Raw genomic sequence first — 25,962 nt, 5'->3', positions numbered from 1 at the left:
AGCCTAGATCTCTTCGCCCAAAAATCCGCCGCTTTGGTGCTCCCACAGCCGGGCGTACAAGCCGCCTTGGCTTAGCAACTCGGCGTGCGAGCCTTGCTCCACGATGCGCCCTTGGTCCATCACCACCAGCCTATCCATAGCCGCGATGGTCGACAAACGGTGCGCAATGGCCACCACGGTTTTTCCTTCCATCAAACGGTACAAGCTGGCTTGGATGGCCACTTCCACCTCAGAGTCCAGAGCGCTGGTCGCTTCGTCCAAAAGCAAAATGGGCGCGTTTTTGAGCATGACACGCGCAATGGCAATGCGCTGGCGCTGCCCGCCCGAGAGCTTGACGCCACGCTCGCCCACATGCGCGTCCAAGCCCACGCGGCCTTTGAGGTCGGCCAAGGTGCCAATGAACTCATCAGCCTGTGCGCCACGGGCGGCGTCCATGATCTCGGCGTCGCTTGCATCGGGCCGACCATAGGCAATGTTGTCGCGCACGGATCGGTGCAACAAGGAGGTGTCTTGCGTGACCATGCCAATGTGCTGGCGCAAGCTCTCTTGGCTGGCGTGTGCGATGTTCTGCCCGTCAATCAAGATTTGGCCGGACTGGATGTCGTAAAAGCGCAGCAGCAAGTTCACGATGGTGGACTTGCCAGCCCCCGAGCGCCCCACCAAGCCTATCTTTTCGCCGGGGCGAATCGTCAGGTTGAAGTCTTGCACCACGGCCTTGGCACCGCCGTAGCCAAACTGCACCTGCTCAAAACGCACTTCCCCCTTGGGTACCACCAAAGGCTGGGCATTTGGCGCATCCAAGACGGCATTGGCGCGCGACAGGGTGTTGATACCGTCTTGCACCGTGCCCACGTGCTCAAACAAGGTGGTCATTTCCCACATGATCCAGTGCGAAATGCCATTGAGCCGCATGGCCATGGCGGTCGCCGCAGCCACTGCCCCCACGCCCACATCACCGCGCTGCCACAGCCACAAGGTCATGCCGGTGGTGGCACCAATGAGCAAGGCGCTCAAGAGCTGGTTCACGACTTCAAACGCGCTCACCAATCGCATTTGCTGCGAGGCCGGCACCATAAAGTCTTGCATGGCACTGCGGGCGTAGTTGGCCTCGCGGTTGGCATGCGAGAACAGCTTGACCGTTGCAATATTGGTGTACGCATCGGTTATGCGCCCGGTCATCAAAGAGCGCGCATCGGCTTGGCGCTGGGCGGTGTCCCCCAGGCGCGGCACAAAGTACCAAAGCGCCAACAGATAGAGCGTCAGCCACCCCAGAAACGGCAGCAACAAGTAGGCTGCAAAGCCACCCGCCACGGCAATGATGGTGCCGAAGTAGATGACCACGAACACCAAGATGTCCGCCACGATGAACCAGACCTCCCGCGCAGCCAGCGCAGTTTGCATCACCTTGGTGGCCACCCGCCCGGCAAACTCATCTTGGTAAAAGCCCATGCTTTGCCCCAGCATCAGGCGGTGAAAGTCCCAGCGCAGGCGCATCGCAAAGTTCACTGCCAAGGTTTGGTGCTTCACGAGGGTTTGCAGTGCGGTAGCAAACGGACTCGCCACCAAGATGGCCACCAGCCACATGACATCGGTGGACTTGCCTTCCCACAGTTGCGCTGGGCTGATCTGGCTTAAACGGTCCACCACGTCTGACAGCAGCGCAAACAACCAGGCTTCTGCAGCGCCAATAAAGGCCGTACACAGTGTCATAAGCAGTACATACGGCCGCATGTCCCGGCTCGCAGACCACAAGAACGCAAAAAACCCTGTCGGCGGTGTCTTCGACAGATACGACGGAAAAACGTCAATCCGCTTTTCAAACCAGTTAAACACTCGAAACTCCCTTTTTTATGGTCCCCGTGTGCACTAGGCACCGCAGGACTTTAGTCGTGAAAGGTCAGCGCCCATGGACAAGACCTTATTGCCAACTTAACCAGCAATGGCTAGGCACGTCAAGCCAAATTGCTGACCTTGCCACTGGTTAGCCCACTGCGGGCAGCTCTGGCTTACCCCGCCGTTTGGCCACCGCAATGGGCGGGGCCCAGCGGCTTTCGCGTGGCTTTTTGCTGGTCACCAAGGTGATCTCTGAGGGCTCAAACACCTCGAGGTTGTGCGTAATCGGCGTGGTCAGCACGTATTGCGCTTGGGTAGAGCGCAAGAAGTGGCCGACCAGCTGAATGTTGCGCACATCCAAGTGGGCAAACGGCTCGTCAATGAAGACAAATCCGCCGGAGGCACTGTCCTCATCTTTGAGCAGGCCCACCAGCAAGATCAGCGACTTGATGACTTGCTGGCCCCCTGAGGCCTCGCCATCGTTCAGGCCAATCGTGCCTTTGCCATCGAAGTTGAAGTTCACCTTGAGGCCTGCTTGCGCCAAGACGGTGTCGTCGTTCTCCAAGGCGGGCAAGTCGGCAGATACTTCTACCCCTGCCAAGGCACCCAGCTCTTGGATGTTGTTGCGGTAGCGGCGCACGGTGCTGCGTAGCACTTCGATATAGCTCTCGCGGGCATTGAGCACGGCGGTGCCCGCTTGGGCATTTTTGACTTTGTGGTCGTCAAGGTTAAAGCCTTGCTCGCGCACAGTAGCTTCCATGCGGCGGTAGCGTTCTTCCACGGTGGCGTCTTTTTCCCAGGTGTCAAAACCTAGTTCACCCTCAACGGTTTCCAAGCGCAGGCGTGCCTGGGTTTCGTTGGTGTAGCGGGCCACCAAAGCTTGCAAGGCCTGAGCGGTGCGCCAAGCAGGGTTGATCTGCTGGCGGCGTGTTTGCGAGGCATCGACCTCCACGGTGAGCTGCAGGCGGCGCTGGCGCAACTCCTGCGCCAGGCGGTCAGCCTCTTGGTTTTTGTGGCGCAGTTGGTTTTCTAGGCTGCGGTAGTCGGCCTCTAGCTGTTGGTGCTGGCGCTGGGCCTTGCTGTAGTCGTTGTCTAGCTTTTGCCACAGCACGGCAGCGGCGATGCGGGCTTGTTTGGCGGCTGGCAAGGCTTGCTTGGCTTGCGCAAACTCGTCGCTGCGCTGGGCCAGCTCTTGGGCCGCTGTGTGGCCCGCCAGCGCACGCTTGCAATCCTCAATCTGGCGCTTCAAAGCCAAGGCCTCTTGGGTCACCGGGGCTAACTCAGCCTCTAAGCGGCGCAAGTCACGCTCCAACGCGTCACGCTGGGTTTGCAACGCAGCCGCGCCAAACTGATGGTCGCGCGGCTCCACCCACAAACTGCGGGCGCCACGCCCGTCAAAACTATAGGCTTGCGGCGTGATCCAGTTACCCTGGCCTGCACGGCCTTCGGCAGGGCTTTCCACACAACGCAGGTTTTGCAGCTGCGTGATCAACCAACGCGGCACTTTGGCATCAAAGCGCATGTGTGCGAGCAAGCTGCGCGGCTCGCCCGCAGGCACTAGGTCGCCGGGTGCCACGATGTAGTGGCGGTACCGCTCGGTGGATGCTGTGGCATCGGCAGCCGCAAGGTCGTCTTGGTGTTCCAACAGCACCATCCACCGCAGCGGGCGCAGCACGCCTTCAATGGCGGCGCGCCAGTGTTCGTCTTGCACCTCGACCACCTCGGCCACAAAACGGTGCGCGATGCCTTGGCTTTGCAGGCGCTGGCGCATACGCCGCGCCTCTTCGGGCAGTGGCGGGGCCTTTTGACCCTCTAGCGCCGATAGGGACTGCGCAAGCAGCTTCTTTTTTGATAGCAAATCGCTTTGCAACTCACCCACACGGTGGGCTTGGGCCTGCAGCGTCTGCATGTGCGTGTTGAGTTGCTGGGCGTCGCTTTCTTTGTCGACCAAGGCCAAAAGCTCGGCCTCGCGCTTGGCCAAGTCCTCCAGTGGGCGCTCTAGGTCGCGGGCGGCCTCACGCTGCGCGTTGGCGGCGTCGCGCTCGGTCAGCAACCGCGCCTCTAGGTCTTGCACGCCTTGGCGGCTCTCCAGCATGGCCAGTAGCTCGGCGTTTTGGCGCTGACGCTCTGCTTTGGCGCTGCTGCCGATGCGGCGCTGGCGACGGGTTTCACGGCTGCGCTCCAGCAGTTTTTGGCGCTGGCCATGCCATTCCAACACTGGCAGCACCTCGGTCGCCAAGCGCTCACGCTCCTGCACCTTGCTTTGCCAGTTTTTGTAGTTGGTGACCTTGTTTTGCAGCTCTGCGAGTTGGGCCTTGCTGTGGTCTAGCTCTTTCTCGGCCTGCTGCATCTCGCGGCTGAGCTGCTGCTGGTGGTTGCGCGCCGTGTCGTAGTCGTTCAAGACCTCTTGGTCGCCAAACACATCAAACACCAAGCGCAAGAGTTCGCGCGGGCTGTACTCACACAAACGGTCGGTCTGCCCCTGCTCTAACGACAGCACCTTGGCAATGGCAGGCGACAAACCAGCATCAGACAGCACCCGGTTCCAAGCCTCCACGCCCATGGCACGAAGCTCTTTATCGGGGCGCTCGCTCAATTGCTCAATGCTGACATCGCCCTCCACCACCATGTAGCGGCGCACCCAATCGCCGCCGTTGCGGTCGATACGGCAGGCCAGGGTCACTTGGTCGCTATAGATCAGCTGGCGGGCAAAGGGGCGGCTTGAGGTTTGTCGGTTGTGGGGCCGGTTGTCCACCACGGCACGCAGCCAAGCCACTTGGGCCCCTGCGTGGCGGGCATAGGTTTTGTAATCACGTGGCGCAGAGCATTTCAAGCCCAGCAAGGTGCGCATGGCATCCAAGAGCGTGGTCTTGCCCGAACCATTGGGCCCTGCGATGGTGATGATGGACGCATCCAGTGGCAGGCTCACGCGCTGGCAATAGTCCCAGTGCACAAGCTCTAAATTTTGTAGGTGAAACATAGGCCTCAGGCATTCAAGTTTGTAGGGGCAGCCGCATCGTCGGGCTGCGCGGGGGCGGCAGCTTGTGCCGCCTGCTCCAGGGCCAGCACATCGGACAGTGCGCCATCGAGAATGCGCGGCGCCAACACGTCGTAGTCCAGCAGCACGTCCAACAAGGGGCCTTCTTTGATGTCGTCTTGCGAGCGAACAATAAAGCCGTGGCGCTCTAAGAGCTTAAGGTTTGCATCCAGGCGAATACGTTTGCCCAGCTGGTTGCCATAGTCTTCCAGCAAAGCTTTGTATGAGATGGTTGGGCTCACGCTGCGTGCTGAAGGCAAGGGTTTGCTGCCGGCAAACATGTCGTTTTGCGGCGCGTCTGGCTCCACGCGGCTGGCTTGGCGCTCGCGCTTGGGCAAGATAATCAGTGCCCACACCACCACCAAGAGGGCTACGGCATCGCGCGGCAAATCGAGGTTGTTGTTGGCATTTAGCCCTGCCTCCCCAAGGACCGTGGCTAAGGGTGCGGGCAAGAGCGTGAGGCTCACATGGTCGGCATATACGTTGTCAACCCAGCGCAAGCCCACTTGGGCGAGCCGCTGCTCGATAGCGGCAAACAGCTCAGCATCGGACAGTGCCTTTTTCACCCGTGGGTGGCTGCGGGCTAGGTATTTGCGGGATAGGAGTTCAGCGATCAGTGTCGCTGCATCTTCGGCAATGCTACTCATGGTTTTTTTTCTTTACGTAGGGGACTCAGTGGCGCAGGTACCAAGGTACCGCCGCTGATGTGTGAAACCGCTGGGTGCTTGACGGCCTTCAGTGTGTTGTTCCACTGCACGCGCCACGGCTGGCGGGCCAGGTCACCGGTAGCCCCTGGCAACTCTTGGGCCTGTGCATCACCTAACAAGGGAAGCAACTGGGCTTTGTAGGCCACCTGGGCATAGCGCGCATCCGCACCGGCAAGGCCTACCAAAGCCGCATGCACCGCGCGCACTGGCGGCGCTGTTTCGGAGGCACGCTGTTCACGGTCTTCCAGGCTGCTTGCGGGTGCATCGGCTTGCGCCTGCATGTGTTCTTCGTACTGCGCATCTTCTCGCACCCACTGTGCCAACAGCGCTGATAAATCACCTAACTCTGTAGGCAAGGCCACCGCGGTGAGATCGCCCTCTGGTGCGGTTTGGGACTGCGGCAATGCTTCCACTGGCTGGGCTTGGGGGCGGTCACGCTCAAACTCGGCTTCGGCCACGTCCAGCATTTCATGCAGTGCGAATGCTGCCAAACCCACGGGGCTGTGCAAAGCATCGTGCAGCAGACTATCCAGTCGAGGCTGGGTCTGCAGCCAGCGCTTGACGTCGGTGCTGGTAATGCCCGTGGTCCCCAAAGTCACGCGCTGGCGGTCGACCTGCTGTAGCGCCCGGTTGAATTGGCTGGCCATGGCCAAAAGCTTGGACTGGGCTTGCCCCAGCCCGCGTGCCGCTTGCTCCATGGCGCGTTGGCCTTTGGCACTACCGATGATGGTGGTGATGGTGTCAGACGCTTTGTCAATCAGGCGTGAGGCACGGTCATAGCGTTTACGGGCTTCGCGCAAACGGAACTCGGAGCCACTGGCAATGGCGTCTGCAAACTCGTGGTGCAAACGCACCAACTGCGCTTGCAACATATGCACTTGGTTGCCCTCCAAAGTGCCGAGCTGGTCCGCACCCACCACTTGGCTTAGCAAGCCCGCCAGCTCATCTTCATGGTTCTGACCCAAGGCACCCAGCATGCTGGCCACCTGCTGTGCCAATGGGGTCAGTCCGTACTGCCGGGCCGAGTCATCCCAAGTAAGCAAGTTGGCCTCGCGAAAGCGTTTGAGCACACTGTCCACGGCCTCGCTGCGCACGGCATAGAACAAGCGATCGAGCTCTTCTCGGGTCAAAAAGGCTTTGCCTTGGCCCACCAAAGCCAGCAACATCCAAAGTCGCAGGCGCACCAGCCCGCTGGCCCCTTGAAACAACAAACGCATGGCGTCCACCAGCGCGGCATTCGCGTCAAGTTGCCATGCAACGGGCGAATCGAGCACGCTGTCGGGGTCGCGGAAATAATCAGCCAAGGCTGAATCTGGCTCCTGCACAAAAGCAGGGCGAAGCTCTTGCGCGCTCAAAGCTCTAGCACCTTACGCCAAGGGATGCAGCGACACACATTCAAAAAACACATAGGTGGGGAGATCAAATACCGATGAGGCTAGCGCGAGCCGCGCTGGCTGGGTTGAAAGGAGCCAATGTGGCCCATGGCGTGATTTTAACGGTGCCAGCGCTATGCCAATCGCCGAAACTAACTGCCCTCTTAGCGCAACCGTGAGCTCACTCAGGATAAGCCTGTGGCCACACCCTGGGGTAGCGCTGCATCATGCGCCGCAGCTCCCCATTGGCTTTGAGCTTTTGGACCTCCGCATCAAACCATGCGCGCAGCTCCTTGCCACGGGGACTTGGGCTGAACCCAAAGCGCAGCGGGCGTCTGAACACGGCATGCTTGATCTCAATGCCCTGCAACCCAGGATCAGCACTGATCAGGGTTTGCATGTCCACACGGTAGTCCAACACCACATCCAAGCGATCGGCATGCAGCATGTGCAACATGCCACCAAGGCTAGATTTTTCGTCGTAGACCATATGGACTTGGGTGTACTCGTCAAACCTATAGCCTATAAGCGCACCAACGCGTTGCTTGGCTAGCGACTGCTCCCCATTCCACGCGGGGAACTTGGTCGGCAGTACAGCGGCATCTACCACGTCCATATCGATAACCTGCTCGGACAAAAGCATCCGCAGACCGGGTTGCTTGTTCGTGCTGGGAACAATCTCAGCTTGCCCAACAGACACCATAGACTGGGCGCGTTGGAATGGCACGATCTCGATCACTACCTTGAACCGTGGGGGCGGATAAACCTTGAACAACAGGTCTGCGTAGTAGCCTCGGCCTGCTTTGTCAATATAGCCAAGGTATTCGGGCGACACAACACGCACTGTTTCCGCAGCCTGCAAAGCCATGGCACCAGCCCACAAGACTAAACCGACCCAACAGCGTTTCATCCGCCCCCCCTTCGCAAAAGCAATCCTCAGCGATAACGCCCTCTTGCGTAGGGAGCGTGGCTGCAAGCATTTTGGAGCGAATAGGCAGACTTACGCAAGACCGGCACGCTAGCCCAGGGCGTCGTCTCGCAAGTGCGAATGAAGATTCCAAACAATGTAGCCGCCCAGCACCGTGCCCATGGGGACAAGCAGTAACACGACCAAGACAAGCAAGATGCTCACCGGCAAGGCAGCGCTTTCATTGAGCCACGGCAACAGCAGGCCGATGCTTGCAAAAAACCCCCGATGGCCGCCAGCACGGCGGAGGTGCGAATCAAACGCCCCACCGAACGAATGGCGGCAGGGGTGTGTGCAGCGGGTAGCTCAGCAGCGCCTGCGGCGCTACGTGCTCAAGTCGTTGTTACTGCGACGTATAGGTGCAGGACGCTGATCGCGGCGGTCTTGGACAGTGCCCTCTTTGAGTTTGCGCCGCTCTTTGAGAGTATCGCGGCGCTTAATCTCCGCCACCAAATCTGGCAGTTTGACTCTTGAGCCTATGGGCTCTTTCAATTGCACCAGTTTGACCAGGCAAGCTTTGAGTTCTTGTTCACTGGGCTGCAACCTATGCAAGGCTTTGGCCAAGACGGCTATCACTTCGCGCTGCATGAAACCGGCGGTGGAGCTGAAGTGCACTTGGGCAAAGCGCTCCGTCACACGGCCGGCCAACAGCGTGAATGGCTGCATGATTAAGGCTTGGCGGTCTTGGGCGGACAAGGCATGGGGATCCGCACGAATAGCGACCTCTAGGGCCAAGCGGTCTCTGTTGGCCTCTTCAAAGTCGGGAAACGTTTGCTTGACCAGGACTGCAGTCGTGTCAGGGCGCTTGGCAAGCGTCGCGTATCGGTTGGGATCTGCAAGCAAAGTCACTTTACATGCCATGCAGGTGCGGTGGTACTCCACCAAATCACCATCTCCCACGGTGATGTAGTAGATATGCCCAGCCATGCCTATGCGTTGAACCGTGAACTGCCGAACCCTCGCGCACACTGGGCAAAAGTCGGCCACAAAGCCGAGTTCACGGACGACGGTCTTACGCCCCCAAATGATCATTCCCGAATCCCAATGTCTGCCAACGGCCAAGCACTTTGTAGTGCCATGCCAGCCTGTATGTTGCTTCCAACGAAAACGCCGCTTAGCGCGGCGTACCTCAACTAGTTTCGTGATTCAAGGACTTCCATAAGAACACCCTGCACCTACCCACGCTTCGACGCGAATGATGACATAGAGCAGAACGCCCAGAGTGTTTGCATTTGTAACAGGTAAGCCCAAGACCTCACACCGAACTAGCACCTGAGAGACGAGCCCAACCCGCGCGCGCAGGTATGCTTGCCACTCTTCACCTTGACGAGGTTTTTGATGCAGCGCCCACGCTTTCTCCCTGACAATTTCACGCTTGCCCTGTTAGCGGTGGTGGGCCTAGCCTCCCTCTGGCCCTTGCAAGGAGCCGCTGCGCACGCCTTTGATGTACTGACCACTGCGGCCATCGCACTCTTGTTTTTCATGCATGGTGCCAAGCTGTCACGGGCCAATGTGGTGGCGGGCCTCAGTCACTGGCGCTTGCACCTGCTCGTGCTGGCGTTTACTTTTGGGCTGTTTCCCGTGCTGGGCTTGCTTCTCAAGCCCGTGTTTACCTGGTCGTTGAGCCCTGAGCTGGCGGTGGGCATGCTGTTTTTGTGCACCTTGCCAGCCACCGTGCAGTCTGCCATCGCCTTCACCGCCATGGCCCGCGGCAATGTGGCGGCTGCTGTTTGCAGCGCTTCAGCATCCAGCCTGATCGGCGTGTTCATCACGCCCTTGGTGGTGAGTTGGCTGGTGGTGCCCGGTGGAGTGTCTGGCGGCGGAGCGCTAGATGCCGTGATTCACATCATGGAGCAACTGCTACTCCCTTTCGCGGCGGGCCAGCTATTGCAACCTTGGGTGGGGGGCTTTGTGCAGCGCCATGCCAGCACCCTGAAAATGGTGGACCAAAGCTCCATCCTGCTGGTGGTGTACACCGCGTTCAGTGCGGCGGTTGTCGAAGGCCTGTGGAGCAAAGTGCCTGCACCTATGCTGCTGGCCCTGATGGTGGCCTGCTGTGTGTTGCTCGCCATCGTCCTTTTCATCACCACCTGGGGTAGCCGCAAGCTGGGGTTTAGCAAGGAGGACGAAATCACCATCGTGTTTTGCGGCTCCAAGAAAAGCATGGCCAGTGGCGTGCCCATGGCCAAGGTGCTTTTTGCAGCGCCAGCCGTAGGCATGATGATCTTGCCGCTGATGATTTTTCATCAGATCCAGCTCATGGTGTGCGCGGTCATCGCCCAGCGCTATGGGCAGCGCGCGGACTAAGGTCTTAGCGCGCTGCAGGCTCAAAGCAGCTTAATTGCCCCAGCCTTCCAACACCACCTTGCCCCGTGCCGTGCCAGACTCCACGAGGGCGTGGGCGCGCTGCGCATTCGCCGCGTTGATCGTGCCGTAGTGCTCGGCCAAGGTGGTGCGCACCAAGCCCGCGTCCACCATTTGCGCGACTTCGTTGAGCATGTGGTGCTGCGCGATCATGTCGGGCGTGTTGTACAAGGGCCGAGTAAACATCATCTCCCAATGCACCGACAAAGCTTTGCGTTTGAAGGGCATCACGTCTAAGGTGGGCATGTCGTCAATCAAAGCAAACTGCCCTTGGGGCGCCAGCACTTCCAAAATGTCTGCCAAGTGGTCTTCGGTGTGGGTCAGGCTGATCACCATCTCTACTTGCGGCATTCCAATCGCTGCCAAGCCCTTGGTGAGTGGCTGGCTGTGGTCAATTACGTGGTGAGCACCCAACTCTTTCACCCACGCTTGGGTTTCAGGGCGCGATGCGGTACCAATGATGGTCAGCCCAGTTAAGCGTCGCGCCAGTTGCACCAGGATGGAGCCCACTCCACCAGCCGCGCCAATCACCAATAGCGATTTGCCACCAGGCTTTTTACCTGGCACGACGCCCAGGCGGTCAAACAGCAGCTCCCACGCCGTAATGCTGGTCAAAGGCAATGCAGCAGCTTGGGCAAAGCCCAAGCTTTTTGGCATGTGACCCACGATGCGCTCGTCCACAAGGTGCAGTTCGCTGTTGGTGCCGGGGCGCTGAATCGCACCTGCGTAGTACACGCGGTCACCGGGGCGAAACAGAGTTACTTCGGGGCCTACGGCCCGCACCACGCCGCTTGCGTCATAGCCCAGCACTTTGAAGTCCTCGCCCGCAGCGGCTGACGAGCTCGCACGCACTTTGGCATCCACTGGGTTCATAGACACGGCATGCACTTCCACCAGCAGGTCATGCCCGGTGGGCACCGGGTCGGGCAGCGTGATGTCTTGCAGGCCTTGGCTTGCATTTAACAGATGGGCTTGGGTGTAACCAATGGCTTTCATAAGAGCTTCCTGAGCAATAAAGAGGGTTTAAACGGTCGGCACATGCACTGCGAAAGAGGTTCTGTGTCGCTAGGCCGCAATCTTGCGCTTGATTGCTCAAGAGAAAAATAGGCATTGAATTAAATCCACCTTCAAATAGAATTTGAAAATGAAGGCATTGCAAGACCTCGACATCTTTGTGCGCACGGTAGACACCGGCAGCCTGTCTGCCACCGCCCGTGCCTTGGACATGACCCCGGCGGCCGCCAGCGCTGCCTTAAAGCGCCTAGAGCTTGAGCTGGCCACGCCCCTCTTGGTGCGCTCTACCCGTAGCTTGCGTTTAACGCCTGAAGGCGCTGTTTTCTTGGAGCATGCGCGCCTTGCCCTGTCTACACTCGGCGAAGGCATGCAAGCACTGAGCACTGGCAGACACCAAGTGCAAGGCGTCTTGCGTCTTGCTGCCTCGTCGGATTTGGGGCGCAATGTGCTTCTTCCTTGGCTGGACGACTTTCAGGCATTGCATCCCCAGTTGCGCTACCGACTCACCTTGTCTGATCGCATGGCCAATATGTTTAGCGAGCCGGTGGACGCCGCCTTTCGCTACGGCAAGCCGCGGGACTCCAGCCTGGTGGCCCTACCTGTGGCTCCCGATTGCCAACGAGTGCTTGTAGCCTCCGCCAGCTACCTAGAAGCCCACGGGGCACCTAGCGCGCCAGAAGAACTGGCAAAGCACGACTGCTTGTGCTTTATGCTGGGGGAAGAACTTAACGACCGCTGGACGTTTAGCCGTAACGGACAAGCCCTGACCGTGCCCGTGCAAGGCGGCCATGTCGGCAACGACGGCGATGTGGTGCGCCGCTGGGCAGTGGCTGGGCGGGGCATTGCTTACAAGGCGTGGGTAGACGTGGCGCAAGACGTCACCCAAGGACGCTTGCATGTTCTGTGCCCCGGATGGAACACCGAGCCTACCCCGCTCTACATGGTGCTGCCCGACCGCCGCCAGCTCACGCCCGGCCTGCGACTGCTGCGCGAGTTTGTGGCAGCGGCTTGCGCAGCGTTACCGACTCCCCCAACCCACAACAAGCCCTCACAGCGTCCGTTCATCGCTGAGAAAACACCCCGCTCCCGGCATGGGCAATGACTCTCCAAAGTCACCACATCTGATACGGTTTAACCTTTGGAAGAGGCCTTACTGGTGCAGCTGTTACCTAGAATGTCGCCGAGGCATTGCATGCCAGCAAGCGAGTTTAGATTCCTAGACTTTTTCATCATTGCCGCATAGGAGCTGTTCTTGCCTTTGCCCCAACCCGCATCTGATGGTTTGGCCATGCCGACACCTACCCTGCCTGCGCAAGCACTGCCACCACCGCGTGGCATGGCTCTAAAGAATGGGGGCTACAACGGCACTTTGGCCGCTGCACGCGACTTGGGGCGCCACGGAATCCCTTCGGTGTTAATGGAGATGGTGGCGGACACGCCAACAGCCCATTCACGCTACGTCACTGAAAAACTGTTCCCCCCTGGACTCTCCGATTTAAACGCCTATGCGCAGTGGCTCATTCAGTACGGCAAGGAGCACCCTGGCTACGTTTTGTACCCTAGCTCCGACGACTTGTGTTGGGTCATGGACACCCACCGCGATGAGCTGGCCAAGTACTTCTACCTGTACCAGCCCGAAGCGGGTGGCATTTATGAGTTGCTCAACAAGAAGCGCCTGTTCTTGCACTGCCAGAAGCAAAACGTAGACCACCCACCTACTTGGTTCCCCATGCCCGGCGAGGACATGGCGGCATTTGCGCAGAAACTGGAATACCCCGTATTGATAAAGCCGCAAACCCAAGCCGGTTTGCGCGTCCATACCAAGGGTGCCACCTGCTATTCCCCCGAGGAGTTTCTTGCGACTTGGACCAACTCCGAGACTTTTTTCTCCTACAAGCCGGAGGTCATGGCTAAAGACCCCTCGGTTGCACAGCTCATGGTTCAGCGCTTCTACCCAGAGGCGGCCACACAAATCTATTCTTTGGCTGGGTTTATTGATCCTGACCACGACATCTTCTTGGTGAGGGCCTCAGAGAAGCTGCTCCAACAGCCCGTCACGGTGGGCGTTGGGCTTTGCTTTGAAAGCCGCCCGGTATTCGACAAACCAGCGCAACAACTCCGCCGCATGATCGCAGAGCTAGGCTACCGAGGGGCCTTTGAAGTGGAGTTCATACACCTCAAAAGCACTGACAGTTTTCTGCTGATTGACTTCAATTCGCGCTTCTACGGTCAGATGAGTTTTGAAATTGCACGCAACTTGCCGATCCCGCGTCTTTGCTACTACGCGGCTGTCGGTGACCTAAAAAAGCTAAAGGAATTGGCAGCCAAGAGCCAAGAATGGGACCACACCATCTTGTGGAAATGCAGGGTGAAATGGATGCTCAAGCTGTTCATCACCACCCAAACCTTGGGCGGCAACTTCACTTGGGGCGAACGCAGACAATGGTTAGCATGGGCACGCAGTGGCAATACAGTAGACCCCATTTACTCACCGGATGACCTAGGCCCGTTCTACAGCTTTAGGCGAACTGCCCTGTGGAATATGCTGCGTTACCCGCGCTCCAGCTTGCGCAAGTACTTCTTGAAATAGTTCAACATGAAGCGGATCAAAGCATGGCTCAAGGACCAAGGCCGCAAGTACGGTGTACGTAAAGGTGCGGCAAGCGTCGGACTGCCGCCTGAACACTGGGGCTTGACCTACCACCATCAAGCTTTGAGCTACCACACAGTGGCATTGGCCGACGTGCTCAAGCGCTGGGGGTCACCACTGCATGTGGTCTTTCCTGAAAAACTTCTGAGCAACCTAAAGGGGTTTCAGTCGGCAGGCCTTGAGGTTTTCTACTCCTACAAAACGAACCCACTGCCATGGGTGTTTCAGCAACTGCATCACAACGGGGCGGGCGCAGAGGTGATCTCAGCGTATGAGCTTTGGCTAGCACTGAAACTTGGTGTGCCACCGCATCTCATCATCTACAACGGCCCGGCAAAGTCCGCCGACTCTCTACGCGTGGCTATTGAGCGCGGTATCGCCAGCATCAATGTCAATAACCTCGAAGAACTGGAAGTGATATCAGCGCTTGCAACATCTATGCAAACGGTGGCCAATGTTGGCATCCGAGTCACATCAGCCCAAGGCTGGACTGGGCAATTTGGATTTCCTGTAGAAGACGGCTCTGCCTTGCAGGCCTACCAACGTGCGCTGGCCTTGCCCAGTTTGAACGTAGTGGCCTTGCACTGTCACCGCGGCGCACTCATTCGTGATCGCGCAACCTTGCAATCCCATATGCGATTCATGTTGGATTTCGCACAAGAACTCAAAACTAAGTTGCATTGGTGGCCCAGTTTGCTTGACGTGGGAGGCAGCTTAGCTATTCCCAGCGCAAAATACTTGAGCAAACAAGAGGCCCAACTTTCAAGCCGTTTTTTGGTCCCTCCACATGCGCCCAACCCTGCTGACTGCCTTACGCCAGAAGACTATGCCAGGGAGGTCGTCAGGATGGTTACGCAACGGTGTGGCGAGCTAGGCTTGCGCGTTCCACGCTTGGTGAGTGAGGTAGGACGCGCGTTGACCGGTAACTCCCAGATGCTGCTGACCACGGTGCAAAACACACGCAAAGACCAGGCTTTTGACTTTGCGGTCTTAGACGCTGGAGTGAGCGTGGCTAGCATCGTGACGTCGGAATACCATGAGTGCCTCCCCTTGGCGAAAAAACCGGGGCCCAAGCACTGCCATCGCCTCGTCGGCCCTATTTGCCATATGGGGGACACGCTCTACACCGCAAACTACCAGCCCGCGATTGAAGTGGGTGATGCGTTGGCCATCATGGATTCAGGTGCTTACTTTATTGCAGACGCTTCGTCTTTTTCCTTTGGCCAGCCTGGGGTCGTGGCTTTGTATGCCAATGGGGAACAAGTGCTTGTTCGACAGCATGAGACCTTTGAGCACCTCATCAGCCTAGACACCATAGCGCCAACAAAGCAGTAAACCCACGAGTGCCCGCGCAAGTCGGACACGGGTCGAAGGGGGGTGACCCCAACCACCCCACGGCTCACGTCAAATGCGTCCCTCTTCCACTGCGTGGCAAGCGACTCGAATCCCCCCAATAGGCTTCATGACAGGCTTCTCGCTGCTACAGCGTGCGTTGGCATGCGGGCAACGGGGGTGGAAAGCACAGCCTGAGGGGGGATTGAGCGGATTCGGCACCTCGCCCGCGACCGCAGTACGCGCTTTACCCGTGTCATGCATCTTTGGAATAGCATCCAACAGCATGCGGGTATAGGGATGGCGCGGCGTATCAAACAATGTGTGCTTGTCGGCCAACTCCACCAAGCCGCCCAAGTACATCACACCAACTTGATCACTGACGTGCCGCACCACCGCGAGGTTGTGCGAAATGAACAAATACGTCAGCCCGTGCTTGCGCTGCAAATCCTTCATGATGTTGAGTACTTGCGCCTGAACACTCACGTCCAACGCCGAGGTTGGCTCGTCGCAGACCAAGAACTCCGGCTGCGTTGCCAAGGCGCGGGCAATCGAGATGCGCTGTCGCTGGCCACCCGAGAACTGATGGGGAAATTTGATGCGATCTAGCGCAGACAAACCGACAGACTGCAGTAGCTCAGAGACACGCTGCTCTATGGCGGAGTCATCTGACAAGATCTCGTGCTCTCGCAAGGGTTCTGCAATGATGTCGCCCACGGTCCATCGCGGATTCAAGCTCGCATACGGGTCTTGGAACACCATTTGTACGCGCCGGCGTAGCTTGCGGCCTTCCGCCGTCTTGAACGCAGCATGTGCATCCACTCCATCAAAGGAAAAGCCACCACGTGTTGGCTCATACAGCCCCACCAGCAAGCGCGCCACGGTACTTTTCCCGCAGCCCGATTCCCCAACCAGCGCCAAAGTTTTCCCGCGCTCAATATCGAAGCTCACCCCATTGACCGCCTGCAGCAACATGCGTGGCTTGCGCTCTATCACGCGGTTCAACCATGGTGCAGAAACATCGAACGTCTTGGCAAGGTCCGTGGCACGGACCAGTGGCAATGAAACCTCACTCATATGGAGCCTCCCGCATCGTGGAGCCAGCAGGCGGCTTGGGTGTTGCCCGCCACCATCAACTCGGGACGTTTTTGGCCGCACACCGCAATGGCTTTGGGGCATCGCGGATTGAACGCGCAGCCCTGAGGAATGGCATTGAGTCTGGGCATTGCGCCGTCAATCTGATTCAGGTTCTCGCGGTCTTCGCTCATATCTGGAATGCAGGCCATCAAGCCCGCTGTGTAAGGGTGTGAAGGACGGTTGATCACGTCATAAACCGGCCCAATTTCAGCCACGCGCCCTGCATACATCACCGCCACGCGGTCACACGTCTCTGCAATCACGCCCATGTCGTGGGTAATGAGCATCACGGCCGCCCCACGCTCTTTGCAGATCGTCTTCAACAGCGTAATGATCTGCGCTTGAATGGACACGTCCAATGCGGTTGTTGGCTCATCAGCGACGATGAGTTTGGGTTCCGCAGCCAAAGCCAATGCAATCACGACCCGCTGGCGCATACCGCCTGAAAACTGGTGCGGGTAGTGGTCAATGCGTTCCTCAGCAGCGGGGATACCTGTGTCCTTCAGCAGCTGGATGGCACGTTCCCGCGCCTGCGTTGCGTTCAACGGCAAATGCGTGATGATGGTTTCAATCAGCTGACGACCGACGGAATACAGCGGGTTGAGCGATGTCAACGGGTCTTGGAAAATAGCGCCAATCTCTCGCCCCCGAATGACGCGCATTTGCGCCGGAGACAGGTTATCGATACGCGCCCCTTCCAGCAGGATTTCACCACTGCCCACACGGCCAGGCGGCTCTAGCAGGCCAATGATGGCAGCACCCGTCAAAGACTTGCCAGCGCCAGACTCACCGACAACGCCCAAAATTTCACCAGGTGCGATCTCGAATGACACATTGTCAAGTGCGCGCAAGGTGCCTTTGCGTGATGGAAATTCCACCACCAGATTTTTTACTTGTAACAAGCTCATGGGGGTTTAACGCAAACGGGGGTTAAGGGCATCACGCAGCCAGTCACCCAGCAAATTGACACTCAAGGCGATCAGCACCAACACGGCACCGGGGAAGATGGTGATCCACCACTCACCGGAGAACAGGTAGTCGTTGCCAATGCGAATCAGCGTGCCCAAAGAGGGTGAAGTCGGAGGGGCACCTACCCCTAGGAAGGACAGGGTTGCTTCTGTAATGATGGCAGTGGCGACCTGAATAGTGGCAAGCACGAGAACGGGCCCCAACACATTGGGCAACACATGCTTGCGCATGATGCGCAAAGGCGCCACGCCGGTAACACGCGCAGCTTGCACGTATTCTTTATTGCGCTCTACCAAGGTACTGCCACGCACCGTGCGCGCGTACTGCACCCATCCGGTCAAAGAAATGGAAATGATGAGCACGCCAAACGCCAAAGACTCATGGGCATTGGGAAACAATGCACGGCCTACTCCCGCGATCAACAAAGCCACCAGGATGGCGGGGAACGACAACATCACGTCGCACAAGCGCATGAGCAAGCCGTCCACCCAGCCACCCAAGAAACCTGCGAGTAAGCCCAAGCTCACGCCGACCAGCAGCGAAAGCGCCACTGCAGCCAAGCCCACAGCCAGGGAGATTCTTGCACCGTACATCAACGCGGAGAGAATGTCTCGGCCCTGGTCGTCAGTACCTAGCAGAAATTCCATTTTCCCGCCGACGCTCCATGCCGGAGGAAGACGGGCGTTGTCCAGCTGCAAGGTGGTAAGGTCGAAAGGGTTGTGCGGAGCAATCCACGGCGCAAACACAGCGCACGCCAAACACACTAACGCGATAATCGCCGCAAAAATAGCAGTGGGGGATGTGCGGAAGCTGTAGCCCACATCGCCATCCCACCATCGGTGAAACATGGTTTTCAATTCAAAGTTCCTAGTAAGAGAACACGGGTTGCTGTAAAGGCTTAGTGGCCGCCAGATTTACCAACGCGCAGACGAGGGTCCACTGCGAAGTACAGCAGGTCGACGATCAAGTTAATCACCACAAAGATGAGCGCAATCAAGCAGAGGTAGGCAGCCATTACAGGGATATCTGCGAAGGTCACAGCCTGTATAAACAGCAAACCCATGCCAGGCCACTGAAACACGGTCTCTGTAATGATTGCGAAGGCAATCAGCCCACCCAGTTGAAGCCCTGTGATGGTCATCACGGGCACCAACGTGTTTTTCAGCGCATGGCCAAAATGCACTGCTCGGGTCGTTAGTCCACGCGCACGTGCAAACTTGATGTAGTCCGTGCGCAAGACTTCGAGCATCTCGGCGCGAACCAAGCGCATGATCAGCGTGAGCTGGAAGATGGCTAGCGTCACAGCCGGCAAAGCAATGTGGTGCCACCCCTTCGCCGTGAGCAGACCACTCGTCCACCAGCCCATCTGCACGACCTCACCCCGGCCAAAACTTGGAAACCAGCCCAAAGTCACGGCAAAGATCAAAATCAGCAAAATGCCAATCAAAAAAGTAGGCAAGGAAACGCCCAACAGCGACAGCGTCATGAACACTTGGCTCGTAAACGAGCCGCGCTTCAGGGCGGCATAAACACCCATAGGGATTCCCAAAGACAGTGCTAGAACGCCGGCCACCAACGCCAACTCCAAGGTGGCGGGAAATCTCTCCGCAATCAAGGTAGACACCTGAGTACCCTGGCGCAAGCTGAAACCAAACTCACCCTGCGCTGCATTTGACAGAAAGTGCCAAAACTGGACGATGAACGCTTGATCCAAGCCGAGGGCTTGGCGAAGTTCTTTGATCTGTTCTTGGGTCGCATCTTGGCCTAACAAAAACACGACGGGGTCACCTACATACTGAAACAGCATGAAGGAAATGAAGGCGACGGTGATCATCACCACGGCCGCTTGTGCCAAGCGCTGCAGTATGAAAGCAAACATAGATTGAAATAAATGAGGGCCGCGGTTGACTACCGCGACCCTGTTTAGTGGAGAACTGCCGTCTTACTTAACTTTGACGAGGCGCCAGTCCAGACGGTTGTCTGCACGGTGCACCACTTCAACGTTCTTCTTCATTGCCCAAGGGATCACTTGGTTATGCAAAGGGATGTTGGCAACATCATCGTTATGCAACTGCAAGGCCTTGGTCAGCAGCTCGGTACGCAATTTCAAGTCGGTTTCCTTCTTGGTGCGTTCGATCAGAGCGTCCATTTGGGGGTTGCTGTAGCGTCCCACGTTGTAGTTGCCGTCACCCCCTGCGCCCACCGTGCGGACCAAAGATTGCAAGCTGTACAAAGCGTCAAACGTTGGCACACCCCAGCCCAGCATGTAAATGCTGGCTTCATTGCGCTGAATCATGGGGAAGTAGGTCACCAAAGGCAGCGTGCGCAACTTGGCTTTCACGCCAATGCGGGACCACATCGCGGTAACGGCCTGGCAAATTTGCTCATCGTTGATGTAACGGTTGTTGGGGCAAGCAAAGTCCACTTCAAAGCCATCTTTGTAACCTGCATCCGCAAGCAACTTTTGGGCGGCAGCGACGTCAAACGGATAGCGCTTGTGCACGGCTTCAGTCCATCCATTGACTTGAGGCGCCACAATGGCTCCAGTGGGCTGGCCTAGACCGCGCATAGTCACACGGGTAATGGCATCGGCATCAATCGCTTGGTACAGCGCCTTGCGAACGCGCACATCTTTCAAGGGGTTTTTGCCCTTGACGTTGCTTCCGACCAACTCATCACGGAACTGGTCCATACCGAAAAATATGGTGCGGTTTTCGACACCATCCATCACCTTCAAGTCGGCATTGGCACGCACGCGCGGCAAGTCTTGTGGACTTGGGTCTAACACCAAGTCAACTTCGCCAGACAACAGGGCTGCCATACGTGTTGCAACTGCCTTTACCGGGGTGTAGACGATTTCCGTCACATTGGTATCTGCCTTGCCCCACCATGCTTTGTTTTGAGTCAGCACCAACTTTTGGTCTGGCAGCCACTCTTTGAGCATGTAAGGACCCGTGCCATTCGCGTTGCGGTGGGCAAAGTTTTCTTCTTGGGTCTTGATGTCCTTGGGTGCAACGGACTTGTTCTTTTCGGCCCAAGCCTTGCTCATCACGCGCAGCTCAGTCATTTGGTTGAGCAGCACGGGGTTAGGTGTCTTGGAAATCACGTCAAACGTGGTGGCGTTGACCTTCACAACTTTGTCCACCCCTTGAATGTAGGGCGTGAAATTGGAGGTGGGCATCATGGCCCGCTCAATGGAGAATACAGCGTCGTCTGTGGTCAGTGGACTGCCGTCATGAAACTTCACACCCGCGCGCAGAGTGAAGCGCATTTGGGTTGGGCTGATCTCTTTCCACGAAGTTGCCAAAACGGGTTCAATTTTGAAGGTCTTGCTGTTGTAGTACACAAAGCTTTCGTACACCGCCGCATGGATGCCGTTTTGCAATGCATTGTTTTGGGAGTGGATGTCCCAAGTCGCAATGTCGCTAGCGCTGGACCATTTGAATGTTTTGGCTTGCAACGCGCTTGCTCCAAAAGCCATGGCTGCAGCGAGAGCTAGTACCTTGAGTCTCATAGGTGGAGGTCCTTTGAATAAAAGCGGCCGATTATGCATAAACAGTGCACAAAACCACTTTGTCTAAACCCTAGTTCAGCTACGGTTTAATAGCGAACTTCAAAGGCGTTTTGACCTGCCTAAGAGTGCCCCCGATCCCAACGAATCACTGACTCAAATCAGACGGCCAGTCTGCAAACGGAAAGGGGGCGACAGCCCCAATGAGAATGCTCGTCACTTGGTACCCAAACGCGACTACGATCATCTTGATCATTCGCACCCAAGACGCATCGGAACTGTGGTTGTTAGGTGTTGGATCTGACACAAAAAAACTCCTTGATGAAAACGACTCAATCGCTCGGCACCTACCACCGCGCTAGGGCACCGTGGCAGGAGTCAACGCATAGGCCGTAAGGTTTACTTAAGGCCGTGGCACGACGCGCAGCAGACGCCCCTCTGGGTCATCCGTGACAAGATACAAGTACCCATCTGGCCCTTGCCTCACATCACGCACGCGCTGGCCCACCTTGAGCTTCAGCGCGCCCGGATCGCGACCCGGGCTCGCACCTTGGGGCAAAAGCGGTACGCGATACAGATCTGCAAATTTGAGCGAGCCGATGATGAGCGACCCCTTCCAGATTGGGCCATAACGGTCACTGGTGACCAGTGCCACTCCGGAGGGGGCAATCGAGGGTACCCATACATGCGCAGGCTGCGCCATGCCATGCCAAGAGGTAATGCCTGCGCCTATCTTGCCCCCGCCGTAGTTTTCCCCGTAGGTGATGACCGGCCAGCCATAGTTTGTGCTTGGCTCAATCAAGTTGACCTCATCCCCGCCCTGCGGGCCATGCTCATGCTCCCAGAGTTGCCCGTCGGCAGTGGTGATCAAACCTTGCGGATTGCGATGGCCCCAACTCCAGATTTCAGGCAGCGCGCCTTGGGCTTTCGCTTGCGCATTGTTTAGCGGATTGTCTGGGGGAACCGACCCATCCTTCTTGATGCGTATGACCTTGCCCATGTGATTGTTGAGTCGCTGCGCATCGTCCATGCTCTTGTAACGTTCCCCCATTGCCACAAACAGTGTGCCATCCAGTTGGCCTTGAGGACGTCCCCAAGCCATGCGACATCCGTAGTGCAGGTTGCCGCTGGTTTTAGGATGTTGGCGAAAGATGACCGCTACATCGTTTAAGCCTTGCCGGTCGGCAGACAAGGTGGCACGTGCAACTGCGGTACCACTGCGGCCATCAGCAGCGGGCTCAGAAAAACAAAAGAAGAGCGCGCGATTGCGTTCGAAGTCACTATCCAGCAAGACATCCAGCAAACCGCCCTGCCCGCCTGCTGCCACCTTAGGCACACCCGCAATCGCGGGCCGCAGAGTGCCATTGGCCTCTATGACGACAAGTTCCCCCCCTCGCAGCGTGACCAAAAACCGCCCTTCCGGCAAGAAAGCCAAGGACCAAGGATTTCGCAATCCAGACGCGACTGTCTCCAAACTTTGTGCTTTAACACTGCTACCCAAACATAGAGCGAGAGTCCAGAGAAGTGCTCTAGCGTATCTGCTAAGGTTTGCTTGCATAGTGAATCCTTCTCTGAATTCGGCGGCTTGCGCCCCGAGTTTGATCTGCAAAATCTGACTGCTCGTCACCAAAGCATGCCTTTGCATGCGGTGACTGTGCATTTTTCAGAGCAAAGTCCCTGAGAGAGCCAAGGCGATTTCTGCACGCTCAAGGTCCTTAAGCGTATCAATATCAAAGGAGACTCCAGCGTCATTCACTACCAATTCAATAGCAGGGTGCGCCCGTACAACGCCGGCAGCACCCTGATCGCCCTGTAACCCCAACAATTGCTCGCGGCAGCTTGGGGCAAAGCCAACCGGGTGCCCCCGTTGCCCGCGGTACACGGGCACCACCACAGCATGATGGACCAAAGCCGCTGCCACGAAGCGCAGGGTCTCCGCTTGGACCAAGGGCAGATCACCGGGTAGTACAAGCCATCCATGGGCATCACGCGTCGCACGGATCCCTGCGGCGATGGTGTCCCCCATGCCAGGCAACCCGCTTTGTTCAAGAAGCCAAGGAAGACCACTGCCTCTCACCGCTGCCAAGGTTCTATCCAACACCGACACACCGCCCAGACGCGCCTTCAACTTATGAACAGTCCCACCTGAGGCTGCAAATCGGGCACCACGCCCTGACGCCAATACGATGACGGTTGGCATGTTTTCGGTGTGCAGGCCAAGGGGAGGAACTGTGTTCGGCATGTCGTCAAAGTGTAAGGGGGTAATTGACCTTGCCACAATGCATAGGCTAGTATCTGACCATTGGTCATTAAACTAATGCGAGGAGCCCATGGAACTGAACATCAACGGACAAAGTGTGACAACTGAGGTCGATCCCAACATGCCATTACTGTGGGTGCTGCGCGACGAACTCAACATGACCGGTACCAAGTTTGGATGCGGCGTGGCCGCCTGCGGCGCTTGCACGGTACACATCAATGGGCAAGCGGTGCGCTCCTGTGTAATGCCTGTCTCCGCAGTGGCCGGTGCCAAGATTCGCACCATAGAGTCTTTAGGGTCTCCCAACCAGCAGCATGCCTTACAAGCCGCTTGGATTGCTGAGCAAGTGCCGCAATGCGGCTATTGCCAAAGCGGCATGCTCATGGCCGCCGCTGCCTTGCTCGAGCGCAAGCCCAAGCCTACCGATGCGGATATTGATGAGGCCATGACCAATATATGCCGCTGTGGAACCTACCAACGCGTGCGCGCCGCGATTCACCGCGCCGCTGCAACAACAGCAGCCACTTCGGGAGTCACAGCATGAAGCGCCGTACTTGGATCCTGAGCGCCCTGGGCGCGACAGGGGCACTGGTGGTGGGTTGGGGCGTCACCCCTGTCCGTTCGCGCTTGGGTGATGGCGCATTGATGCTTCCGACCGAAGGCGATGTGGCCCTGAACGGCTGGATCAAGGTGGCTAGTGATGGCAGCATCATCCTCGCCATGCACCGAAGTGACATGGGCCAAGGCATTCACACCGCTCTGTCTATGTTGGTCGCCGAAGAGCTGGATGTGCCGTTGGCGCGTGTGCGCTTAGAACAAGCGGGAGCTGACTCTATCTACGGAAACGTGGCCATGTTTGTAGGCAGCCTTCCCTTTCACCCACTGGACGCAGAAGAAGGCAAAAAGACCAGCACCGTGCGCGTGGGTGAGTGGATGGTGGGCAAGATTGCGCGCGAGCTTGGCATCAACGCTACTGGCGGCTCATCCAGCGTGGCGGACGCCTGGCAGCCGCTGCGCCAGGCTGCAGCCACCGCCCGTGCCAGCCTACTAGAGGCTGCAGCGGCACAATGGAAGGTGCCTGCCTCAGAGCTCAAGGTACAAGCAGGTGTACTTAGCCACCGCTCAGGAAAAACGGGCCATTACGGTGAATTTGCTAAAGGCGCCGCGGGTCTGACACCCGCCAGCGTGGTTCTGAAAGACCGCGCGACTTGGACTTTGATTGGAAAGCCTGCACTGCGCCCTGACGTACCGTCCAAAACCAATGGATCGGCCCAGTTTGGAATTGACGTGCGTCAGCCTGGCATGCTGTTCGCATCCGTACGTCAAGCGCCCATGCTAGGCGGCACTGTGCAGTCGCTCGATAGCAAAGCAGCACTGGCCATGCCAGGTGTCGTCAAGTTGGTTGAGTTACCTTCTATTGCGGGGTCAACCGCTGGGTTTGCTGTGGTTGGCAAAACCACTTGGCATGCCAAGCAGGCGGCACTGGCAGTAGAAGTGAAGTGGGCGCAACGTGCACAAGGAGCCTTGGACACAGAAAAAATCAAGGCCGACCTCGCCACGCAGCTCAAAGCAGAATCGGGGTTCACGTTCTACGAAAAAGGCTCTGTAGAAAAAGCGGAGGCCACCGCAAACCGCATCATTGAGGCGAAATACTCCGCACCTTACCTCGCCCATGCCACCATGGAACCCATGAATTGCACTGCGCAAATCAAGGACGGCAAAGTAGAGATTTGGGTACCGACCCAAGTACCTGGCATGGCACGCGCTGTGGCAGCCAAAGTGGCTGGGGTGGACGTGGAGAGTGTCACCTTGCACGTCACACTGCTTGGAGGCGGCTTTGGTCGCCGCTTGGAGGTGGATTTCGTGGGTCAAGCGGTGCAAGTGGCCATGCAATGCGAAGGCAAACCCGTGCAACTCATTTGGTCTAGGGAAGAAGACACCACCCACGACTTCTACCGTCCTATGCACGTCGCCGATATGCGGGCCGCAATGGGAGCGGACGGCAAAGTTGCAAGCTTGCGCATCAAGTCGGCTGGGGACACGATCACCCCGCGATGGATGGAACGCGGCCTGCCCGCGCTGGCTGGCCCCATCGACATGCCGGACAAAACTGCGTCAGAAGGTCTGTTTGACTTACCTTATGGCTTTGCCAATCAACACATGTCCCATGTAGCTACCCGCATGGGTGTTCCCATTGGGTTTTGGCGCTCAGTGGGCCACTCGCATAACGCATTTTTTTCGGAAAGTTTTGTGGACGAGCTCGCTGCGCAAACCAAGCAAGACCCAGTTGCTTTTCGCGCGGCTTTGTTGACTGAAGCACCCCGCTACTTGGCTGTCTTGCAACTCGCTGCTGAAAAAGCGAAATGGGGCAGTCCGCTGCCATCTGGTCACGCGCGCGGAATCGCCCTGCATGAATCATTTGGGTCCATCGTGGCGGAAGTGGCGGAGGTGTCCCTGCAAGATGGCAAGCCACGGGTCCACCGCGTGGTGTGTGCCATCGACTGCGGCACCGTGGTCAACCCCAACACCGTGGCACAACAAATGGAGAGTGGCGTCATCTTCGCACTCAGCGCTGCACTGTACGGCAAGATCGACATCAAGGAAGGGGAGGTACAGCAAAGCAACTTCCCCACCTATCCGGTCGTTATGCTGGCGCATGCTCCGGTCGTGGAAACCTATATCGTGCCCAGTGAACGCTCGCCTGCTGGCGTCGGTGAGCCCGCCGTACCTCCACTGGCACCCGCAGTAGCCAACGCTTTGTTTGCACTCACGGGGCAACGTCAACGCGCCTTACCTTTGGCCGCTTAG

The 25,962-nt window shown here is 57.7% G+C and carries 21 protein-coding genes; 6 read left to right on the top strand and 15 right to left on the bottom strand.

What is annotated here, in order from left to right; genetic code table 11:
* Positions 1-3 precede the first annotated feature (3 nt).
* The 6 genes from EXZ61_RS09990 to EXZ61_RS09965 all read right to left on the bottom strand — a co-directional run bounded on the left by EXZ61_RS09990 (position 4) and on the right by EXZ61_RS09965 (position 8,949).
* On the bottom strand, positions 4-1,833 hold the full coding sequence (locus tag EXZ61_RS09990) for an ABC transporter ATP-binding protein (RefSeq protein ID WP_142811419.1): 1,830 nt from the start codon (positions 1,831-1,833) through the stop codon (positions 4-6).
* A gap of 148 nt (positions 1,834-1,981) precedes the next feature.
* Entirely contained in the window at positions 1,982-4,813 is a 2,832-nt protein-coding gene (locus tag EXZ61_RS09985) for an ATP-binding protein (protein ID WP_142811417.1), read from the bottom strand.
* Positions 4,814-4,818: 5 nt separating this feature from the next.
* Entirely contained in the window at positions 4,819-5,517 is a 699-nt protein-coding gene (locus EXZ61_RS09980) for a hypothetical protein (RefSeq protein ID WP_142811415.1), read from the bottom strand.
* Positions 5,514-6,932 (bottom strand): hypothetical protein, encoded by a 1,419-nt coding sequence (locus EXZ61_RS09975; protein WP_237219142.1) that lies wholly within the window; start codon positions 6,930-6,932, stop codon positions 5,514-5,516. Before EXZ61_RS09975 ends, EXZ61_RS09980 begins: the two co-directional genes overlap by 4 nt.
* Before the next feature lie 199 nt (positions 6,933-7,131).
* The gene (locus tag EXZ61_RS09970) at positions 7,132-7,860 is read right to left on the bottom strand and encodes a substrate-binding periplasmic protein (protein WP_142811413.1); all 729 of its coding nucleotides are present in this window, start codon (positions 7,858-7,860) and stop codon (positions 7,132-7,134) included.
* Positions 7,861-8,241: 381 nt separating this feature from the next.
* Positions 8,242-8,949, bottom strand: coding sequence for a hypothetical protein (locus tag EXZ61_RS09965; protein WP_142811411.1), 708 nt, complete (start codon positions 8,947-8,949; stop codon positions 8,242-8,244).
* 306 nt (positions 8,950-9,255) lie between these two features.
* Between EXZ61_RS09965 and EXZ61_RS09960 the strand changes: the two genes are divergently transcribed.
* Positions 9,256-10,224, top strand: a complete 969-nt coding sequence (locus EXZ61_RS09960) for a bile acid:sodium symporter family protein (RefSeq protein WP_142811408.1) — start codon at positions 9,256-9,258, stop codon at positions 10,222-10,224.
* Between the two features lie 30 nt (positions 10,225-10,254).
* On the opposite strand, the gene EXZ61_RS09955 is transcribed toward EXZ61_RS09960, so the two are convergent.
* Positions 10,255-11,277: a zinc-binding alcohol dehydrogenase family protein gene (locus tag EXZ61_RS09955; RefSeq protein ID WP_142811406.1), complete on the bottom strand. Its 1,023-nt coding sequence runs from the start codon at positions 11,275-11,277 to the stop codon at positions 10,255-10,257.
* A 148-nt stretch (positions 11,278-11,425) separates the two neighbouring features.
* On the opposite strand from EXZ61_RS09955, the gene EXZ61_RS09950 reads away from it, so the two are divergent.
* From EXZ61_RS09950 to EXZ61_RS09940, 3 genes are all read left to right on the top strand, one after another.
* The gene (locus tag EXZ61_RS09950; protein ID WP_178084849.1) at positions 11,426-12,397 is read left to right on the top strand and encodes a LysR family transcriptional regulator; all 972 of its coding nucleotides are present in this window, start codon (positions 11,426-11,428) and stop codon (positions 12,395-12,397) included.
* A 150-nt stretch (positions 12,398-12,547) separates the two neighbouring features.
* Entirely contained in the window at positions 12,548-13,885 is a 1,338-nt protein-coding gene (locus EXZ61_RS09945) for a carboxylate--amine ligase (RefSeq protein WP_142811402.1), read from the top strand.
* A gap of 6 nt (positions 13,886-13,891) precedes the next feature.
* On the top strand, positions 13,892-15,280 hold the full coding sequence (locus EXZ61_RS09940) for a diaminopimelate decarboxylase family protein (RefSeq protein WP_142811400.1): 1,389 nt from the start codon (positions 13,892-13,894) through the stop codon (positions 15,278-15,280).
* Positions 15,281-15,349: 69 nt separating this feature from the next.
* Here the strand turns inward: EXZ61_RS09940 and EXZ61_RS09935 are convergent, their stop codons facing one another.
* The 8 genes from EXZ61_RS09935 to EXZ61_RS09905 all read right to left on the bottom strand — a co-directional run bounded on the left by EXZ61_RS09935 (position 15,350) and on the right by EXZ61_RS09905 (position 23,094).
* Positions 15,350-16,354, bottom strand: a complete 1,005-nt coding sequence (locus tag EXZ61_RS09935; protein WP_142811398.1) for an ABC transporter ATP-binding protein — start codon at positions 16,352-16,354, stop codon at positions 15,350-15,352.
* Entirely contained in the window at positions 16,351-17,322 is a 972-nt protein-coding gene (locus EXZ61_RS09930; RefSeq protein WP_142811396.1) for an ABC transporter ATP-binding protein, read from the bottom strand. The genes EXZ61_RS09935 and EXZ61_RS09930 overlap by 4 nt, the downstream gene beginning before the upstream one ends.
* Before the next feature lie 6 nt (positions 17,323-17,328).
* Entirely contained in the window at positions 17,329-18,231 is a 903-nt protein-coding gene (locus EXZ61_RS09925) for an ABC transporter permease (protein ID WP_142814192.1), read from the bottom strand.
* 50 nt (positions 18,232-18,281) lie between these two features.
* On the bottom strand, positions 18,282-19,262 hold the full coding sequence (locus EXZ61_RS09920; RefSeq protein ID WP_142811394.1) for an ABC transporter permease: 981 nt from the start codon (positions 19,260-19,262) through the stop codon (positions 18,282-18,284).
* A 63-nt stretch (positions 19,263-19,325) separates the two neighbouring features.
* Complete coding sequence (locus EXZ61_RS09915) at positions 19,326-20,897, bottom strand: ABC transporter substrate-binding protein (RefSeq protein ID WP_142811392.1); 1,572 nt, start codon at positions 20,895-20,897, stop codon at positions 19,326-19,328.
* Positions 20,898-21,042: 145 nt separating this feature from the next.
* Positions 21,043-21,201, bottom strand: a complete 159-nt coding sequence (locus EXZ61_RS21910; RefSeq protein ID WP_168224735.1) for a hypothetical protein — start codon at positions 21,199-21,201, stop codon at positions 21,043-21,045.
* Between the two features lie 96 nt (positions 21,202-21,297).
* On the bottom strand, positions 21,298-22,452 hold the full coding sequence (locus EXZ61_RS09910) for a PQQ-dependent sugar dehydrogenase (RefSeq protein WP_142811389.1): 1,155 nt from the start codon (positions 22,450-22,452) through the stop codon (positions 21,298-21,300).
* Between the two features lie 105 nt (positions 22,453-22,557).
* Positions 22,558-23,094, bottom strand: a complete 537-nt coding sequence (locus tag EXZ61_RS09905) for a nucleotidyltransferase family protein (RefSeq protein ID WP_342590571.1) — start codon at positions 23,092-23,094, stop codon at positions 22,558-22,560.
* Between the two features lie 130 nt (positions 23,095-23,224).
* On the opposite strand from EXZ61_RS09905, the gene EXZ61_RS09900 reads away from it, so the two are divergent.
* Positions 23,225-23,698, top strand: a complete 474-nt coding sequence (locus EXZ61_RS09900; protein ID WP_142811386.1) for a (2Fe-2S)-binding protein — start codon at positions 23,225-23,227, stop codon at positions 23,696-23,698.
* Positions 23,695-25,962, top strand: coding sequence for a xanthine dehydrogenase family protein molybdopterin-binding subunit (locus EXZ61_RS09895; RefSeq protein ID WP_142811384.1), 2,268 nt, complete (start codon positions 23,695-23,697; stop codon positions 25,960-25,962). Before EXZ61_RS09900 ends, EXZ61_RS09895 begins: the two co-directional genes overlap by 4 nt.

The sequence above is a fragment of the Rhodoferax aquaticus genome, assembly GCF_006974105.1.
Taxonomy (GTDB): Bacteria; Pseudomonadota; Gammaproteobacteria; order Burkholderiales; family Burkholderiaceae_C; genus Allorhodoferax; species Allorhodoferax aquaticus_A.
The sequence above is the reverse complement of the archived record's forward strand: the minus strand, read 5'-3'. Positions and strand labels throughout refer to the sequence as shown.

Coding starts and splice junctions, on each gene's coding strand:
- EXZ61_RS09955 (WP_142811406.1), bottom strand. CDS start 11,277: ATGAAAGCCATTGGTTACACCCAAGCCCATCTGTTAAATGCAAGCCAA.
- EXZ61_RS09910 (WP_142811389.1), bottom strand. CDS start 22,452: ATGCAAGCAAACCTTAGCAGATACGCTAGAGCACTTCTCTGGACTCTC.
- EXZ61_RS09935 (WP_142811398.1), bottom strand. CDS start 16,354: ATGAGTGAGGTTTCATTGCCACTGGTCCGTGCCACGGACCTTGCCAAG.
- EXZ61_RS09900 (WP_142811386.1), top strand. CDS start 23,225: ATGGAACTGAACATCAACGGACAAAGTGTGACAACTGAGGTCGATCCC.
- EXZ61_RS09970 (WP_142811413.1), bottom strand. CDS start 7,860: ATGAAACGCTGTTGGGTCGGTTTAGTCTTGTGGGCTGGTGCCATGGCT.
- EXZ61_RS09985 (WP_142811417.1), bottom strand. CDS start 4,813: ATGTTTCACCTACAAAATTTAGAGCTTGTGCACTGGGACTATTGCCAG.
- EXZ61_RS09960 (WP_142811408.1), top strand. CDS start 9,256: ATGCAGCGCCCACGCTTTCTCCCTGACAATTTCACGCTTGCCCTGTTA.
- EXZ61_RS09965 (WP_142811411.1), bottom strand. CDS start 8,949: ATGATCATTTGGGGGCGTAAGACCGTCGTCCGTGAACTCGGCTTTGTG.
- EXZ61_RS09915 (WP_142811392.1), bottom strand. CDS start 20,897: ATGAGACTCAAGGTACTAGCTCTCGCTGCAGCCATGGCTTTTGGAGCA.
- EXZ61_RS09920 (WP_142811394.1), bottom strand. CDS start 19,262: ATGTTTGCTTTCATACTGCAGCGCTTGGCACAAGCGGCCGTGGTGATG.
- EXZ61_RS09905 (WP_342590571.1), bottom strand. CDS start 23,094: ATGCCAACCGTCATCGTATTGGCGTCAGGGCGTGGTGCCCGATTTGCA.
- EXZ61_RS09925 (WP_142814192.1), bottom strand. CDS start 18,231: ATGTTTCACCGATGGTGGGATGGCGATGTGGGCTACAGCTTCCGCACA.
- EXZ61_RS09940 (WP_142811400.1), top strand. CDS start 13,892: ATGAAGCGGATCAAAGCATGGCTCAAGGACCAAGGCCGCAAGTACGGT.
- EXZ61_RS09950 (WP_178084849.1), top strand. CDS start 11,426: ATGAAGGCATTGCAAGACCTCGACATCTTTGTGCGCACGGTAGACACC.
- EXZ61_RS09930 (WP_142811396.1), bottom strand. CDS start 17,322: ATGAGCTTGTTACAAGTAAAAAATCTGGTGGTGGAATTTCCATCACGC.
- EXZ61_RS09980 (WP_142811415.1), bottom strand. CDS start 5,517: ATGAGTAGCATTGCCGAAGATGCAGCGACACTGATCGCTGAACTCCTA.
- EXZ61_RS09895 (WP_142811384.1), top strand. CDS start 23,695: ATGAAGCGCCGTACTTGGATCCTGAGCGCCCTGGGCGCGACAGGGGCA.